The 16,033-nt window shown below is 44.2% G+C and carries 15 protein-coding genes; 2 read left to right on the forward strand and 13 right to left on the reverse strand.

Features of this window, described 5'->3' with window-relative positions; translation table 11 throughout:
• Positions 1 to 24: 24 nt before the first annotated feature.
• From hisS to LOZ91_RS07675, 13 genes are all read right to left on the reverse strand, one after another.
• Positions 25 to 1,320, reverse strand: a complete 1,296-nt coding sequence (gene hisS / locus LOZ91_RS07615; protein WP_005095678.1) for a histidine--tRNA ligase — start codon at positions 1,318 to 1,320, stop codon at positions 25 to 27.
• Positions 1,321 to 1,323: 3 nt separating this feature from the next.
• Positions 1,324 to 2,445: a flavodoxin-dependent (E)-4-hydroxy-3-methylbut-2-enyl-diphosphate synthase gene (gene ispG, locus LOZ91_RS07620; protein ID WP_225553145.1), complete on the reverse strand. Its 1,122-nt coding sequence runs from the start codon at positions 2,443 to 2,445 to the stop codon at positions 1,324 to 1,326.
• A gap of 23 nt (positions 2,446 to 2,468) precedes the next feature.
• Entirely contained in the window at positions 2,469 to 3,260 is a 792-nt protein-coding gene (locus LOZ91_RS07625) for a helix-turn-helix domain-containing protein (protein WP_244782944.1), read from the reverse strand.
• Positions 3,251 to 4,051, reverse strand: a complete 801-nt coding sequence (pilW, locus tag LOZ91_RS07630; protein ID WP_005172689.1) for a type IV pilus biogenesis/stability protein PilW — start codon at positions 4,049 to 4,051, stop codon at positions 3,251 to 3,253. The genes LOZ91_RS07625 and pilW overlap by 10 nt, the downstream gene beginning before the upstream one ends.
• 14 nt (positions 4,052 to 4,065) lie before the next feature.
• Positions 4,066 to 5,301: a 23S rRNA (adenine(2503)-C(2))-methyltransferase RlmN gene (gene rlmN, locus LOZ91_RS07635; RefSeq protein ID WP_005095669.1), complete on the reverse strand. Its 1,236-nt coding sequence runs from the start codon at positions 5,299 to 5,301 to the stop codon at positions 4,066 to 4,068.
• 122 nt (positions 5,302 to 5,423) lie between these two features.
• On the reverse strand, positions 5,424 to 5,855 hold the full coding sequence (ndk, locus tag LOZ91_RS07640; RefSeq protein ID WP_004647460.1) for a nucleoside-diphosphate kinase: 432 nt from the start codon (positions 5,853 to 5,855) through the stop codon (positions 5,424 to 5,426).
• 110 nt (positions 5,856 to 5,965) lie between these two features.
• Positions 5,966 to 6,166 (reverse strand): Fe-S cluster assembly protein IscX, encoded by a 201-nt coding sequence (gene iscX / locus LOZ91_RS07645; RefSeq protein WP_100329232.1) that lies wholly within the window; start codon positions 6,164 to 6,166, stop codon positions 5,966 to 5,968.
• An 87-nt stretch (positions 6,167 to 6,253) separates the two neighbouring features.
• On the reverse strand, positions 6,254 to 6,805 hold the full coding sequence (locus tag LOZ91_RS07650) for a phosphatase PAP2 family protein (RefSeq protein ID WP_005095663.1): 552 nt from the start codon (positions 6,803 to 6,805) through the stop codon (positions 6,254 to 6,256).
• A gap of 30 nt (positions 6,806 to 6,835) precedes the next feature.
• The gene (locus tag LOZ91_RS07655; protein ID WP_244782946.1) at positions 6,836 to 8,107 is read right to left on the reverse strand and encodes a glycosyltransferase family 1 protein; all 1,272 of its coding nucleotides are present in this window, start codon (positions 8,105 to 8,107) and stop codon (positions 6,836 to 6,838) included.
• A gap of 91 nt (positions 8,108 to 8,198) precedes the next feature.
• Positions 8,199 to 8,432 (reverse strand): hypothetical protein, encoded by a 234-nt coding sequence (locus tag LOZ91_RS07660; RefSeq protein ID WP_244782947.1) that lies wholly within the window; start codon positions 8,430 to 8,432, stop codon positions 8,199 to 8,201.
• 326 nt (positions 8,433 to 8,758) lie between these two features.
• Positions 8,759 to 9,775: a ketol-acid reductoisomerase gene (gene ilvC, locus LOZ91_RS07665; RefSeq protein WP_005095658.1), complete on the reverse strand. Its 1,017-nt coding sequence runs from the start codon at positions 9,773 to 9,775 to the stop codon at positions 8,759 to 8,761.
• 107 nt (positions 9,776 to 9,882) lie between these two features.
• Positions 9,883 to 10,374 (reverse strand): acetolactate synthase small subunit, encoded by a 492-nt coding sequence (ilvN, locus tag LOZ91_RS07670; protein WP_005095657.1) that lies wholly within the window; start codon positions 10,372 to 10,374, stop codon positions 9,883 to 9,885.
• The gene (locus tag LOZ91_RS07675) at positions 10,371 to 12,098 is read right to left on the reverse strand and encodes an acetolactate synthase 3 large subunit (protein WP_244782948.1); all 1,728 of its coding nucleotides are present in this window, start codon (positions 12,096 to 12,098) and stop codon (positions 10,371 to 10,373) included. Before LOZ91_RS07675 ends, ilvN begins: the two co-directional genes overlap by 4 nt.
• 686 nt (positions 12,099 to 12,784) lie before the next feature.
• Here LOZ91_RS07675 and LOZ91_RS07680 point away from each other — a divergent pair.
• The gene (locus LOZ91_RS07680; protein ID WP_244782949.1) at positions 12,785 to 13,138 is read left to right on the forward strand and encodes a DUF4124 domain-containing protein; all 354 of its coding nucleotides are present in this window, start codon (positions 12,785 to 12,787) and stop codon (positions 13,136 to 13,138) included.
• A gap of 123 nt (positions 13,139 to 13,261) precedes the next feature.
• Positions 13,262 to 15,898, forward strand: a complete 2,637-nt coding sequence (gene leuS, locus LOZ91_RS07685; protein ID WP_244782950.1) for a leucine--tRNA ligase — start codon at positions 13,262 to 13,264, stop codon at positions 15,896 to 15,898.
• Positions 15,899 to 16,033: the final 135 nt, after the last annotated feature.

Genomic DNA, 16,033 nt, shown 5'->3' on the forward strand with positions numbered 1-16,033 from the left:
ACCCTTTTCCTGATGTTTTATCGATTATTTTAAAGAAATTTTAGCACTAAAAAATGCAACGAAGTCCGTAAATGGCACATTCGATTGCTCTGCGGTTGCCAGTTCTTTCACCGTAAAAGTCTGCGCTTCAAGTTCACGCTCACCTAAAATCGCAGCAAACAAAGCACCGGCCTGATCGGCCTTTTTCATTTGCGACTTCATTGAACCTTGAGAGCCCACTTTCAAACGCACCTGACTCCCCGCTGCTTCAAGCTGATCACGGATCTGTTCAGCAATGACCAAGGCTTGACCTTGAGAAGCCGGTTCAGCCACCAGGAATACTTCACAATCACGCGTTGGTGTATTGTCTTCAACCTGTTCAAGCAGAAGCAATAAACGTTCGATACCCATGGCAAAACCAACCGCAGGTACAGACTGATCAGGCTTGCCCTTCAATTGACCAACAAGACCGTCATAACGGCCACCGGCACACACGGTTCCTTGTGAACCTAAATGTGTTGTGGTCCATTCAAACACAGTTTTGTTGTAGTAGTCTAAGCCACGTACCAGTTTTTGGTTGATCACAAAACTCACGCCGGCATCAGTCAGGTACTGTTGTAACTGGGCAAAATGCGCCAGAGTTTCTTCACCCATAAAGTCATGCAGTTTCGGTGCATTTTCTAGGATGCTTTGGGTTTTGGCATCTTTAGAATCCAGAATACGCAGTGGATTTGTGGTCAGACGGCGCTGAGAATCTTCGTCCAGATCGGCTTTATGTGACTCTAAAAATTCAACCAAGGCTGCACGATAGGCTGCACGTTCATCCGATTCGCCTAAAGTATTTAATTCAAGTTGAACCTTGTCCGCTACGCCCATACGTTTCCACAGACGTGCAGTCATCAAAATCAGCTCTGCATCCATGTCCGGAGTCGCCACACCAAAGGTTTCTACACCAAACTGGTGGAACTGACGGTAACGACCTTTCTGTGGTTTTTCATAACGGAACATTGGCCCGATATACCAGACGCGAGGAGTTGCACCACGAAGCAGATTATGCTCCAGCATGGCACGTACACAGCCTGCAGTTCCTTCAGGGCGTAGTGTCAGAGACTCAGGCGGATTACCTTTGTCCAGAAAGGTATACATTTCTTTTTCAACGATATCGGTGGCATCACCGATCGAACGTTTGAACAGATTGGTCTGTTCAACGATAGGCAAACGGATTTGTTGATAGCCATAAGCATCCATCAAACCCGACAGATGCTGTTCAAGACGTCTCCAAGCTGGGCTTTGCGTTGGGAGAATGTCATTAAAACCTTTGATTGCGACGATTGAACTCATGATCTACTCAGAAAAACTTGTACGAATAATTTCTTTAGATTTAGCTTCTTCAAGCTCGGTAACGCGTTGACGAACCATATTTTCGATTTCATCAACCAGTTGATTGGTATCAATTAGATGGCTTTTTTCACCATTACGATACACCAGTGAACGTGGCGCTGCACCTACGACACCGATATCGGCTTCTTTAGCCTCGCCCGGCCCATTTACTTTACAGCCAATCACCGACACATCCATTGGAGTACGAATATCTTCCAGACGTTCTTCAAGCTGCTGCATCACGGAAATCACATTAAATTCCTGACGTGAACAGCTTGGGCAGGCAATAAAATTAATGCCGTTAGAACGCAGACCCAGCGATTTTAGAATATCAAAACCGATTTTAATTTCTTCTTCAGGCTCGGCAGCAAGCGAAATACGCATGGTATCGCCAATGCCTTCCATCAGCAAACCACCCAAGGCGATTGCAGATTTAACCGAACCTGTACGGTAAATACCGGCTTCGGTTACACCCAAATGCAGCGGATTATCAATTTGCTGAGACAGCAAACGATACGCATCCATGGTCAGGAACACATTGGATGCTTTAACTGAAATTTTAAATTCCTGAAAATCCAGACGGTCTAAAATGTCGATATGACGCATCGCAGATTCAAGCAATGCTGCGCCTGTCGGCTCGCCATATTTCTTTTGAATGTCTTTTTCGAGTGAACCGGCATTGACACCAATCCGCATTGAAATATCATTATGACGTGCTGCTGCCACCACTTCACGAATCTTTGCTTCTGAGCCGATATTGCCCGGGTTAATCCGCAGGCAGTCTGCACCCAAATCGGCAACTGCCAAAGCAATTTTATAATCAAAGTGAATATCGGCGACCAAAGGCACATTGACCTGCTTGCGAATTTCACCAAATGCCGCTGCCGCTTCCATCGTTGGCACAGAAACCCGCATAATATCCGCACCAGCATCGACGCAGCGCTGGATCTGTGCAACCGTAGCTGCCACATCACAGGTTTCAGTATTGGTCATGGACTGGATACTGATTGGTGCATCACCACCCACATAAACTGAACCCACACGAATTTTACGTGTTGGACGACGTTTAATTGGATTTATGATCATTGTTCTGCTCTACTCTTGATCTGTTAAGGTGATAAACGGAATTCTGCTTTTCCGTTCACAGTGTAGGGTGACAATGAAATATTTTCATTATTCAAACTGAGCGATACAGCCGAGGCATCATCCAGACGAATCTGGAATGGTGCTTCACCATTTAGCTGCAAGCTTGATGCCTGACGGCCAGTTGCTAGAACATTGCCCGCCGAGTCCACAATATGCACAGAGGTCGGACGCTTAAACTCAAGTTTCAGCTGGTCGCCCGAAAGCGCGTTACCTGTATCCAGATTCAGAATCTCGACATTAGAAGCACCCACTCCAGAGACTTCACTGCTATTTTGTGAATTACTACTTGACCAGTTCTGAATCATGGCAAAAAGTGCACCCAAAATCAGTAGCACTACCAGCGTAATAAAAATGCGCTTTAACCACTTACGATTGCGGTCCCGCTTGGAGCCTGGTAATTTCCCCATAATTTTAATAGGAGAATTGTTCAGGGCATGATTCGGCAGCAACCCGGTATCATTGGTATAAATTTCATCAAAACGCTGAATAATAGTCGACGCATCTACACCCAAAAGTTTGGCATAGATCCGGTAATAGCCTTTGATAAAAGTCGCCTCAGGCAAAGACTTATATTCATCCTGCTCCAGTGCAGTCAGGGTTTTGACCGGTATATTCAGCTCTTTGGCTACATCTTCCAGATCACGTTGCTGATTGAGACGAATCTGGCGCAAGTACTCGCCCGGACGTTGAATATTTCCTAACGCATTTGGAGCTACGCTCGAATGATTCGAAGGTGAATTAGGATTTACTTCCATACGGCCTCAGTACTGTACTGTAATTGCAAATAACGTTGGTATTCCTGGCTTTCAGGAAACAATGCACGTAACTGGTTCACCAATACCTGCATCCCCAACTGATCACCACTGGCACGCGCGGTGCGAATGCCAACCCAGAGCGCACGGGCACCCTGATTTTTCTGTCCCACACCACGCGCAAACTGTTGATACAGTTGTGTCGCTGCCGGGAACTGCTGGTTTAAATAAAAAATTTCTGACAACTCTAACATTGATATATATGAATCGCGATTCGCCTGAAGCGCCTGTTTGAATGATTTTTCAGCATTCACCACATCGCCCATTTTCAGGTAAATACGTCCCATATTTTCCAGCGCACGGAAACGCTGATCATAACCTAAAGTTGCACCGGCAATGTTAAACTGCTCGATCGCATCATTATAGCGTTCTAGCTGATATAAATACGTGCCATAGTTGTTGCGTGCCTGTGCATTTTTCGGATCTGCCGAAATTGCACGCTTGAAATAAGCATCTGCTTTCTCAAGATTGAGCTGACTACCTTCCTGTTGCAATAGCACGCCCATCATCATATTCGCTTGCGAATCACGCGGAGTCGTTTCGAGTGCCTGATCCAGCGCACGTTTGGCTGCATCTAAGTCACCTGTTCTTAAATATTCTGCCGCCAATTGGGTACGGACTTTGGTGGCTTTTTCAGGATCTTTCTGACCTAAATCTGGCGTTTGACATGCAACCAAAGCTAAAGACACACATACTGTTGAAATCAAAGCAATTTTAGATGTTAGATTTCTCAACTGGCGACCTCTTATTATCCTTGTGAACGCATAATCTCATTTGACTGCGCAATTTTCTTTTTCCACTGTTCCGCACGACGGGTACGATCAGCCACTTGACCTACAAGCTGTCCACACGCCGCATCAATATCATCACCGCGTGTCTGACGAATCGTACACACAAAACCGGCATCAGACAAAGTTTTTTGGAAAGAAATAATGCGGTTACGGCTTGAACGCCCATAAGGCGCGTGCGGGAAAGGGTTGAATGGAATCAAATTAATCTTGCTCGGCAAGTTCTTCAGCAGCTTAATCATTTGCTGTGCATGTTCAGGATGATCATTCACACCATCCAGCATCACATATTCAATGGTGACGTGTTTACGTGAACTTTCATTACCATCTTTGGCAATATAACGCTGACACGCCGCAATCAGTTGTTCTAACGGATATTTCTTGTTGATTGGCACCAGTTCATTACGCAGTTCGTCATTTGGTGCGTGCAATGAAATGGCCAGTGCCACATCAATGTCTTTGACCATTTGATCGATTTTCGGCACCACACCTGATGTCGATAAGGTCACACGACGTTTCGACATGCCATAAGCAAAGTCGTCCAGCATAATGCGCATGGAATTGAGTACGGCATCGTAGTTAAGCAGTGGTTCGCCCATGCCCATCATGACCACATTCGTGACTGAACGTTCACGATCTGCCACAGGTACATCTTCCATATAGGAATAGTTCGCCACCCACAACTGACCAATGATTTCTGACTGATCTAAATCGCGCTGAAAACCCTGTTTACCGGTTGAACAGAATGAACAGTCCAGTGCGCAGCCCACTTGAGACGAAATACACAAGGTACGACGTAGGCCGCTACGATGTTCAGCAGGAATCAATACAGTTTCGACAAGAGAGCCGTCACCATCACCGACACGGAAGACCCATTTCCGGGTACCGTCTTTAGAATAATTTTTATGCACCACTTCGGGCGCTTTAATTTCACAAATACGTTCCAGTTTTTCACGCAGTTTGCCCGAGATATTGGTCATCTCGGCAAAATCGGTCACGAAAAATTGGTGAATCCATTTCATTACCTGCCCGGCACGAAACTTCTTCTCCCCCATATCCTCAAAGAATTTCTCCATTTGCGGACGAGACATGCCGAGTAGGTTCACTTTTTCCACAGCATTCTGCTGTGTGGGAGTGGACGGAGATGGTTGCTGTGCAGCTGAAACTGCAGATACAGCGACGACTTCAGTACTCATGTGTATTACCTAAACCATGTCTAAAGATCAAAGGAGAAGCTCAATATGTGAGCAAAGAATTATTCAAAGAATAAAAAAACCAGATAAGTATAATAACACTTATCTGGTTTGAATACTGCGAATTAACGAGTACGTGGAGCAATCTCAGTTTGAGCGAAGAAGTAGTTAACTTCACGGTCAGCTGATGCTACAGAGTCAGAACCGTGAGCAGCATTTTCGTCGATGCTTACAGCGAAATCTGCACGGATTGTACCAGGAGCAGCTTCTTTAGGATTCGTCGCGCCAAGGATGTCACGGTGAGCAAGAACAGCGTTTTCGCCTTCAAGAACTGAAACAACCACTGGACCAGAAGTCATGAAAGCAACAAGATCAGCAAAGAAACCACGTTCTTTGTGCTCAGCGTAGAAGCCTTCAGCTTCAGCTTGAGTCAAGTGTTTCATTTTAGTTGCAACGATTTGAAGACCAGCTTTCTCAAAACGAGCAAAGATGTCGCCGATGTGGTTTTTAGCAACTGCGTCTGGTTTTACGATAGATAAAGTACGTTCGATAGCCATGATAGGCTCCTTAAGTCAATTGTTGACATGAAAATTTGGCGCATTATACCGAGATAATGCGCATTTTTCTGCTTTTACACTGTAAAAATATGCTTTTTTCAATCGGGCACTTAACGCGCTTCGTCAATCCATGCCATTTGAATCGCTTCCAGCAGACCTTCTGTGGATTTAGTCGGGTCATCCGTAAACTCAGGCAAGGCACATACCCAGGCGTGTAAATCAGTAAAACGAATCCACTGCGGGTCCACATCTGGATGCGCTTCGTAGAGTTCAATCGCGATATCCAGGGTATCAGTCCAACGTAAACCCATCTCTATTTCTCACCATATTTGCTTTAATGCTGTACTTTAGCAAATTTATAAAAATCTGCGAGCTTTCGCCTCAGTTTTCACTTATTTTTACAACATAATATTGAGATAAGGTGCGCTCAGCACAATGACCACGGCCATCATGCCTCCGATCATTGCCCCAACTGCGACATCACTTGGATAATGCAATCCCAGAATCATGCGCGATAAAGCCACCAGCAGCGTAAAAGGGAGCATCAACAGCAATAATAGCGGTGCAACATAACCCAAGACCGTGGTTGCCATTACCGCATGCAAGGTATGTCCAGACGGAAAACTAAAATGATCCAGCGGCCGCTCACCCAGTCGAATCACCTGATGCACCTGATAAGGTCTTGGACGTACAGTTTTTGTTTTGAGAATTTTATAAATCAGCGTACCGAACGTTCCGCCCAAAATGATATAGAGCATCTGTAGCCCATACTCCAAGCCACGAAGTCCCCATGCAGCAAAACACATCACATACCAAAACACGCCATCCCCCAAACGGCTAATGATTTTAAAAAAAGCAGCGATTCGATTTGAGTGGGAGAGATGATTGAGGTAGACACAGCCTTTTAAATCTATTTCTAAAAATTTGAGTTTGGCATTGTGGATTTTCATCATGTTGCTCCCGCTCTTGTTTTAATTAGGTCATTTATTTTGCCTTGTGATTGAGTACAGAACCTGTTCAAACTGCTCTACAGGATGTTGCCATCCGACCTTCTGTGCACAGTGTGAAGCATACACACCCATTCTTCTAAGTGTGTGATAATCTGGTAACTTTAAGATATTGGCTGTTAAATCTTCTTGCAGACCCAGTGAGCTGAGCCAGCCTGTTCGGTCGTGTTGTACATGTAGATGTGCACAAGCATAATCATAAGCAATAACCGGTAGTCCACTGGCCATCGCCTCCAATACCACATTGCCAAAGGTTTCAACCTGACTCGCAAAGCAAAACACATCGGCACTGGCATAGGCTTCAGCAAGCTGTTGACCACGCAAACTCCCGGTAAACACAATCGAAGCATCATGATTCAACTGCTCTAAGCGCTGTCGGTCTGGACCATCTCCGACCACCACCAGACGCACATCCCGACAATGCATATGACGCAATGTGAAATATGCCTGAATCACCACTGGTATTTCTTTTTCAGGCGATAAACGCCCGACATACAACATGACACGGGTCTCTTTGGAAGCTCCCCAGCTCTGGCGTAGGGAATCAGAACGCCATTTAGGTGAAAAGGCTTGTGTATCTACCCCTCGCCCCACCACAACCAGTGGACACGTCACTCCAAATTTGCGGAGTGCTTCGGTAGTCTCACGACTCGGTACACAGGTAATTGCGGTATGATTATGAAACCATTTGAGATAATGCTGAATGGGTTTAACCAAGAATGCCAAATCGAAGAAACGGCTAAATTCCTGAAATGGAGAGTGAAAGCCGCTTGATACAGGAATTTCAAGGAATCTTGCAGTTTGCTGCGCGGCAAGCCCTAATGGGCCTTCTGTGACGATATGCACTACATCGGGTGCAAAGGCTTCTACCGCATGGCGAACCTTTAGAAACTGCGGCCAACCGAACTGTAAGCCTGAATATTTGGGAATACGCTGTGCTTTAACCAAACATTCCCGATAGGGTTGAAATTCAGCACAGATGCCTTTTTGCTCGGGTCGAATCAATAAAATTTTATGCCCCTGTTTTTTCAGCCCTTTGCAGAGTTGTAACAATGAATTTGCTACCCCATTAATTTCAGGTGGCCATGTTTCGGTCACTATGGCAATTTTTAAGCGGGGGCGTACCAAATCTGCAAGCGCAGATGATTTTTGAGGACTTTTCAGACGTTGCTGTTTTAAGTCAAATTGAAAGCCATCAAGGAATGCTTGTTGTTTTGTTAAGGCTTGGCTGTAGGGCTGATTCATGTCGCACCTATCTTACTTATGTATGTTTTAAGCAAAGCATAGGTGTTCTATGTGACTGTTTGATGAAGTAGCAAAAACTTAATAATGGGTGCTATGCAACCCAAAATAAGCCTTCTGAATTGAATATCATTTTGGCTGTAGAAGCTTTTTGATCTTTAATAGTTAGAATTAATCCTTTGTAGTAATTAGGGTCATTACAATCAATAAATACATCACGCTTAAAAATATCTTTTATCTCAAAAACTAAATTGCTCTCAATAAAATCATTAATATTTATTAGATTCTTTTCTGTACTAATCTCAAATCCTAAGCATTTAACTTTCATGCATTTTCCAATAAAAAACCCCATAATAACGAGGCCTTTATAGCATAAAATTCAACCAAAAGGAGTATTAATTCTTTTCCTTATCAACGATTTTGTTTACTTGAATCCACGGTACGAAAAAAATAAAGCACTGCTTTATTCTTCTTGAGGCACTTAACGTTAATACTAACATCATTATCACACACAAAAAGCCCCTGTTAAAAACAGGGGCTTTTTGACTTAGACATTAGAACTTAGTTCTTTTCTTTGTCTACGATTTTGTTTGCTTGAATCCAAGGTACGAAAGAAAATTAAAGCATGGCCTTACTTTTCTTGAGGCACGTAACTTAGTTCTTTTCTTTATCTACAATCTTATTCGCTTGAATCCAAGGCATCATCGCGCGAAGTTTGTTACCCGTTACTTCGATACCGTGAGCAGCGTTTTGACGACGACGAGCAGTCATAGATGGGTAGTTCAACGCACCTTCTTGAATGAACATCTTCGCGTATTCACCAGACTGAATACGTTTAAGCGCATTACGCATCGCTTCACGAGACTGCTCGTTAATTACTTCAGTACCCGTTACATATTCACCATATTCCGCATTGTTCGATACAGAGTAGTTCATGTCCGCGATACCGCCTTCGAACATCAAGTCAACGATCAATTTAAGCTCGTGTAGACATTCGAAGTACGCCATTTCAGGCGCATAACCAGCTTCAACCAAAGTTTCGAAGCCCATTTTAACCAGTTCAACTGCACCACCACAAAGAACTGCTTGCTCACCGAAAAGGTCAGTTTCAGTTTCTTCACGGAATGAAGTTTCGATAATACCAGTACGGCCGCCACCTACGCCTGAAGCATAAGAAAGTGCAACGTTACGCGCGTTACCAGATGCATCCTGGTGAATTGCGATTAAATCAGGAACACCTGAACCACGCTGGTATTCAGAACGTACTGTGTGACCAGGTGCTTTAGGCGCAACCATGATTACGTCAAGGTCAGCACGTGGAACAACTTGGTTGTAAAGAATCGAGAAACCGTGAGCAAACGCTAAAGTAGCACCTTGCTTGATGTTTGGCTCAATCTCGTCACGATAAAGTTGAGATTGGAATTCGTCAGGCGTCAAGATCATGACTACATCCGCTTGCGCTACAGCAGCAGCAACTTCAGCAACTTTAAGACCTGAATTTTCAGCTTTTTTCCAAGAAGTAGAGTTCGCACGTAAACCTACAGTGACATCAACGCCAGAATCTTTCAGGTTAAGCGCATGTGCGTGACCTTGTGAACCGTAACCAATGATCGCTACTTTCTTCGATTGGATGATAGATAAATCGCAGTCTTTATCGTAAAAAATTTGCATTGCTGTCTCCGCTTAATGCTTGTTTGTCTGTTTAAATCAGGCAGTGACCCTTAAATTTACACTGCCTGATACCCCCTTCTTATTAGGATGAGGAAATACTTTAAAATTTAGATGGTGAGTACTTTTTCACCGCGTGCGATACCAGAAACACCTGAACGCACGACTTCTAAAATGGTGTGTTCTGCTAGTGCATCGATAAACGCATCCACTTTTTCAGTCGTACCGGCAATTTGAATGGTATAGGTTGTCGGTGTGACATCAACAATCTGACCACGGAAAATATCCGCAGTACGCTTAATTTCGTCACGAGATAAACCGAGTGCTTTTACTTTAATCAGCATCAATTCACGCTCAATGTGTGCACCTTCAGACAGGTCAACCACTTTCACCACTTCAACCAGCTTGTTGAGCTGTTTGGTAATTTGTTCAATCTTGTGATCATCGCCATAAGTGGTCAATGTCAAACGTGAAAGCGTTGGGTCTTCAGTCGGAGCAACATTCAATGTTTCGATGTTGTAGCCACGCTGTGAGAACAAGCCGACTAGGCGGGAAAGCGCGCCTGACTCGTTTTCTACGAGTACAGAGATAATATGTCTCATTTAGTGCGCTCCCCTTTAGCCAACCACATATCCTGCATCGATTGACCCGCAATCAACATCGGATAAACGTGCTCGGTACGATCTACCATCACGTTAATAAATACGCATTTGTCGTTAATCGCCATCGCTTCTGCAAGTTTCGACTCTAGCTCATCGGCATGGTTAATCTGAATACCGACATGACCATAAGCTTCCATCAGTTTGGCAAAGTCAGGCAATGAATCTACATAAGAACTTGAATGACGTCCTTCATAGTTCATATCTTGCCATTGTTTTACCATCCCTAAAGCCTGGTTATTCAAGCACAGAATTTTTACATTCAGGCCATATTGCTTACAGGTCGAAAGCTCCTGGATACACATCTGAATCGATGCTTCACCCGTGATACACACCACTTGCTGTTCTGGGTATGCAAGCTTCGCAGCCATCGCATACGGCAAACCTACACCCATGGTGCCTAGGCCACCTGAGTTGATCCATTGACGTGGACGTTTGTATTTGTAATACATCGCACCAAACATTTGATGCTGACCGACGTCAGAAGTAATGATTGCTTCGCCATTGGTCACTTTGTCCAATGCCTGAACCACTTGTTGTGGCTTCATTACACCATCAACACCTGCCTCAAAACGACCGCCGTGAACCTTGCGCCATTCATTGATCTGTTTCCACCATGCCGCAATCGCTTCAGGATTTGGCTTAGAAACATTCAGCTGTTTCAACTGATTCAACATTTCATTCAATACAGGCTCTACAGCACCGACAATTGGAATGTGCGCCATAATGGTTTTTGAAATCGTCGCTGGGTCGATATCAATATGAATGACTTTTGCATTCGGACAGAATTTCGCAGGATTGTTGGTCACACGGTCATCGAAACGCGCACCCACACACAGAATTACATCTGCATTGTGCATGGTCATGTTGGCTTCGTAAGTACCGTGCATACCCAACATACCGATGAACTGTTCATCATTACCCGGGAATGCGCCTAGACCCATCAAGGTATTGGTCACTGGATAACCCAATAAATGCGCAAGCTCTGTCAATTGTGCTGAAGCATTGCCTTGAACTACACCACCGCCTGAGTAAATCACTGGGCGTTTAGCGTTGATTAATTCTTCAATTGCTTTACGAATTTGACCTGAATGACCACGGAATGGTGGCTGATACGAACGCATCTTCACTTTTTCTGGGTATTCGTAAGCAAATTTTTCTGCAGGATTGGTCGCATCCTTTGGAATATCGATCACCACAGGGCCTGGACGACCTGATGATGCGATATAGAAGGCTTTTTTGATAATTGCAGGAATTTCGCTGGCATGACGCACCTGGAAACTATGCTTCACGATCGGACGTGAAATACCGACCATATCGGTTTCCTGGAATGCATCTTCACCAATCAAATGACTCGCAACCTGACCTGACAAAATCACCATCGGGATTGAGTCCATATAGGCTGTTGCAATTGGCGTTACCGTATTGGTTGCGCCCGGACCTGAGGTCACTAGCACAACACCAGTCTTGCCTGTCACGCGTGAGTAAGCATCGGCCATATGACCGGCAGCCTGTTCGTGACGTACGAGATAATGATTGATTTTGTCTTGTTGAAATAGCGCATCATAAATATGAAGAACTGCGCCGCCTGGGTATCCAAAAACATGTTCAACGCCTTCGTCCGCTAATGCGCGAACAAGCATTTCACCACCAGATAGAAGTTCCAACGTGATTCACCCTAATATTATTCACTGCACAAATGGGAGGCATTTGCAGTGTTTCATTTGTTAACTGTCTGCACTGTTATAGCACACAAAATTCATAGTTTTCATAGCAATAGGAAAAAAATCTGATCTCTTCGCTGTTCGAGCAATACGGGATCTAAAACATGTTGGGATAAACATATTTTGCTTAGCTTTGTTCAATTTCTCGGCTAGAGAAATCGCCCATTGCATGAAATGACACTTAGTCGAAGGGTGATCGATCTAAGGCATATAAAACTATTGCAGCATTCTTGTGTTTTCAGGCTTTAAAGTCAAGTTTAAAAAACAGACAATCCATACTTATAGTGCCTAGATCTGCTGTTTTTAACAGCAATATCAACTGAGAACCATGCATTGACTGTCTTTCCTATTCACCTAATTCAATAAAATTCATAGAGTTAATGGTTTAATTTTATAAATTTTTAATATGTCTTATATAAAAAAAATGAATGAATTTTTATTAAATGAAAGGAAATTGTTTATCAATAATTTTTGTATACGAAGATTTGTCTATGACATCTCATCCTTTAGGTTGTGCTTATTTAAGCAGTTAGCTTTGAATAAAGCAGATAAAAATCCATCATTTTTACTGAAAATATCACTACAATAATTGCAGTATTCCATGCCTAGCAAGCCGAGGCCCAAGAACAATGAAAATATCTTTTTTAACCACTTTCAGTTTGAGTTGCGCAGTTGTTTTGAGCATCTGCAGCACCAGCGCTTCCGCGATTCAGTATCATAAATGGGTCGATGCGAAAGGCGTCACGCATTATACCAAGACGCCACCGCCGAAATCTGCAAAAAAAGCCACCACAGTGGATACTTATGGCTGGAAAAATTCAGCACCGGCATCACCTAGAACGGCTAAAACTGAAGTGCAAACCGAGAACATATCGCAAGAACAACAGCAACAAGTCCCTCAAGTTCCTGCGAATCAGGACCAGCAACAACGTGAAGCGAACGAAGCCTTGCAGCAATCTAAAAATCGTGCAGTCGCTTTATAAGATACCTCCATATAGAACAGCGTGTTTTTTCTTCGGGAAATGCCGGCGCAAAATTCACTTTTAGGTGCATTTTGCGCTATGCTGTGCAACAGACTTTTTTCACCGTAATTCACTGATACGTTTATGACTACTCACATTGATTCCGAATATCAAGCCAGTGCGATTGAGCCTCAAGTCCAACAGGATTGGGAATCTCGCAAAGCCTTTAAAGTTGCCGACAAAGTAGAAGGTCCACGTCGTTATATTCTATCGATGTTCCCTTACCCAAGTGGCAAGCTGCATATGGGTCATGTGCGTAACTATACCATTGGTGACGTGATCAGCCGTTTTCATCGCTTAAAAGGTGAAACTGTGCTGCAACCGATGGGTTGGGATGCTTTTGGTCTGCCTGCTGAAAATGCAGCGATTGCACATCAGGTTGCACCAGCAAAATGGACATTTGAAAATATCGCCTACATGCGCGACCAGTTAAAAAAACTCGGGCTTGCAGTAGATTGGGATCGTGAATTTGCGACCTGCACCCCAGAATACTATCGCTGGGAACAATGGTTATTTGTTCAGCTTTATAAAAAAGGCTTGATCTACCGTAAACTTTCAACAGTGAACTGGGATCCGGTCGATCAGACTGTTCTTGCCAACGAACAGGTTGAAAATGGTCGCGGCTGGCGTTCAGGTGCATTGGTTGAAAAACGTGACATTCCAATGTACTACTTCCGCATTACCGATTATGCGCAAGAATTATTAGATGATCTAGACACATTGAAAGACGGTTGGCCTCAACAAGTTCTGACCATGCAACGTAACTGGATTGGTCGCTCACAAGGGATGGACATTAGTTTCCCTTCAGCAAATCCAGAAATCTACGCTGAAGGCTTAACAGTCTTTACCACACGTGCTGACACGTTGATGGGCGTGACTTATGTTGCTGTTGCAGCAGAACACCCAATGGCACTCAAAGCTGCTGCTCTCCAATCAGAAGCAGGCAACCCTGAACTTGCTGCATTTATTGAAGAATGTCGTATGGGTTCAGTTGCTGAAGCGGATCTTGCGACTGCCGAGAAGAAAGGTATGGCAACAGGCCTGTCTGTTAAGCATCCTGTGACTGGTGAAGAAGTTCCGGTCTGGATCGCCAACTATGTGTTGATGTCTTACGGTTCAGGTGCGGTGATGGCGGTGCCTTCACACGATGAGCGTGACTTCGAATTTGCCAATAAATATGGCTTAAGCATCAAACAAGTCATTGATGCCAAAGGCGCTGACGATAGCGACTTTTCTGCAACAGAATGGCAAGAATGGTACGGTTCGAAAGAAGGCAAACTGGTGAATTCAGGCGAGTTTGACGGTCTAGATTTTCAGGGTGCATACGATGCATTCCTAGCTAAACTAGAACCAACAGGTCTGGCAAGCTCTAAAGTTCAATTCCGTTTACGTGACTGGGGTGTTTCCCGTCAGCGTTATTGGGGTTGTCCAATTCCAATGATTAACTGTCCATCATGTGGTCAAGTGCCGGTGCCTGAAGAGCAACTTCCTGTTGTCCTTCCGACTGACGTGGTTCCAGACGGTTCAGGCAATCCATTGAACAAGATGCCTGAGTTTTATCAAACCACTTGCCCAAGCTGTGGTGGTGATGCGCGTCGTGAAACAGATACGCTGGATACCTTTGTAGAGTCATCTTGGTACTATGCACGTTATGCATCTCCTGATTTTACTAATGGTTTAGTTAAACCTGAAGCTGCTCAAACATGGCTTCCAGTAAATCAATACATCGGTGGTGTTGAACACGCGATTCTGCACTTACTTTATGCACGCTTCTTCCACAAATTGATGCGTGATGAAGGTGTAGTACAAGGTAATGAACCATTTACCAACCTGTTAACTCAAGGTATGGTTTTGGCAGATACTTATTACCGTGAAGCTGAATCAGGCAAGAAAACCTGGTTTAACCCTGCAGATATCGACCTCGAACGTGATGAAAAAGGGCGTATTCTGTCTGCGAAATACCAAGGTGATGGTCAGGACGTAATTGTTGGTGGTCAGGAAAAAATGTCGAAATCGAAAAATAACGGTATCGACCCGCAATCAATTATTGACCAGTACGGCGCAGATACGGCACGTGTGTTCATGATGTTTGCAGCTCCACCAGATCAATCACTAGAATGGTCTGACGCCGGTGTTGAGGGTGCAAACCGCTTCCTGAAACGTGTATGGCGTTTAGCAACAGGCTTCCTTGAAAAAGGTAACGGTGCATCAAACATCGACAAAGCGGCACTGTCTACGGCTGCACAAGACCTACGTCGTAAAACTCATGAAACCATCCAAAAAGTCGGTGATGACATCGAACGTCGTCATGCATTTAACACTGCAATTGCTGCATTGATGGAACTTCTAAACGCGAACAACAAGTTTGAAGCCCGAGATGACAATGACGTTGCTGTTGCACGTGAATCGATTACAACGCTATTAACTTTACTTGCACCATTTGCACCGCATTTAACCCAGACTTTATTGGCTGAATTTGGGATTGAATTGAATTCAACTTTATTCCCTGCAGTAGATGAATCTGCGCTGACACGTAATACGCAAACCATCGTGGTTCAAGTCAACGGTAAACTTCGTGGCAAGCTTGAAGTATCTGTAGATGCTTCTAAAGATGACATCTTGGCTCAAGCCAAAGCATTGCCTGAAGTTCAGCAATTCTTGACTGGTCCAACCAAGAAAGAAATTGTTGTTCCAAATAAGTTGGTGAACTTGGTGGTTTAAGTCCTTACATTCCCTCTCCTTTCAGGAGAGGGTTAGGGAGAGGTAAATATATACATCCTCATCCTCTTGCGAAACAATGTTTCTCATCTCCTAAAAGAAGCGAGAAATTCCTTCTCCCTCTGGGAGAAGGTTAGG

Source organism: Acinetobacter sp. F-1, from assembly GCF_022869025.1.
In the GTDB taxonomy this organism is placed as follows: Bacteria; Pseudomonadota; Gammaproteobacteria; order Pseudomonadales; family Moraxellaceae; genus Acinetobacter; species Acinetobacter pseudolwoffii.

Bases quoted from the DNA above. Each gene is read 5' to 3' on its own strand.
- LOZ91_RS07655 (WP_244782946.1), bottom strand. From the start codon at position 8,107: ATGAATCAGCCCTACAGCCAAGCCTTAACAAAACAACAAGCATTCCTT.
- LOZ91_RS07680 (WP_244782949.1), top strand. From the start codon at position 12,785: ATGAAAATATCTTTTTTAACCACTTTCAGTTTGAGTTGCGCAGTTGTT.
- ilvN (WP_005095657.1), bottom strand. From the start codon at position 10,374: ATGAGACATATTATCTCTGTACTCGTAGAAAACGAGTCAGGCGCGCTT.
- LOZ91_RS07660 (WP_244782947.1), bottom strand. From the start codon at position 8,432: ATGAAAGTTAAATGCTTAGGATTTGAGATTAGTACAGAAAAGAATCTA.
- leuS (WP_244782950.1), top strand. From the start codon at position 13,262: ATGACTACTCACATTGATTCCGAATATCAAGCCAGTGCGATTGAGCCT.
- ispG (WP_225553145.1), bottom strand. From the start codon at position 2,445: ATGATCATAAATCCAATTAAACGTCGTCCAACACGTAAAATTCGTGTG.
- iscX (WP_100329232.1), bottom strand. From the start codon at position 6,166: ATGGGTTTACGTTGGACTGATACCCTGGATATCGCGATTGAACTCTAC.
- hisS (WP_005095678.1), bottom strand. From the start codon at position 1,320: ATGAGTTCAATCGTCGCAATCAAAGGTTTTAATGACATTCTCCCAACG.
- LOZ91_RS07650 (WP_005095663.1), bottom strand. From the start codon at position 6,805: ATGAAAATCCACAATGCCAAACTCAAATTTTTAGAAATAGATTTAAAA.
- ilvC (WP_005095658.1), bottom strand. From the start codon at position 9,775: ATGCAAATTTTTTACGATAAAGACTGCGATTTATCTATCATCCAATCG.
- ndk (WP_004647460.1), bottom strand. From the start codon at position 5,855: ATGGCTATCGAACGTACTTTATCTATCGTAAAACCAGACGCAGTTGCT.
- LOZ91_RS07625 (WP_244782944.1), bottom strand. From the start codon at position 3,260: ATGGAAGTAAATCCTAATTCACCTTCGAATCATTCGAGCGTAGCTCCA.
- rlmN (WP_005095669.1), bottom strand. From the start codon at position 5,301: ATGAGTACTGAAGTCGTCGCTGTATCTGCAGTTTCAGCTGCACAGCAA.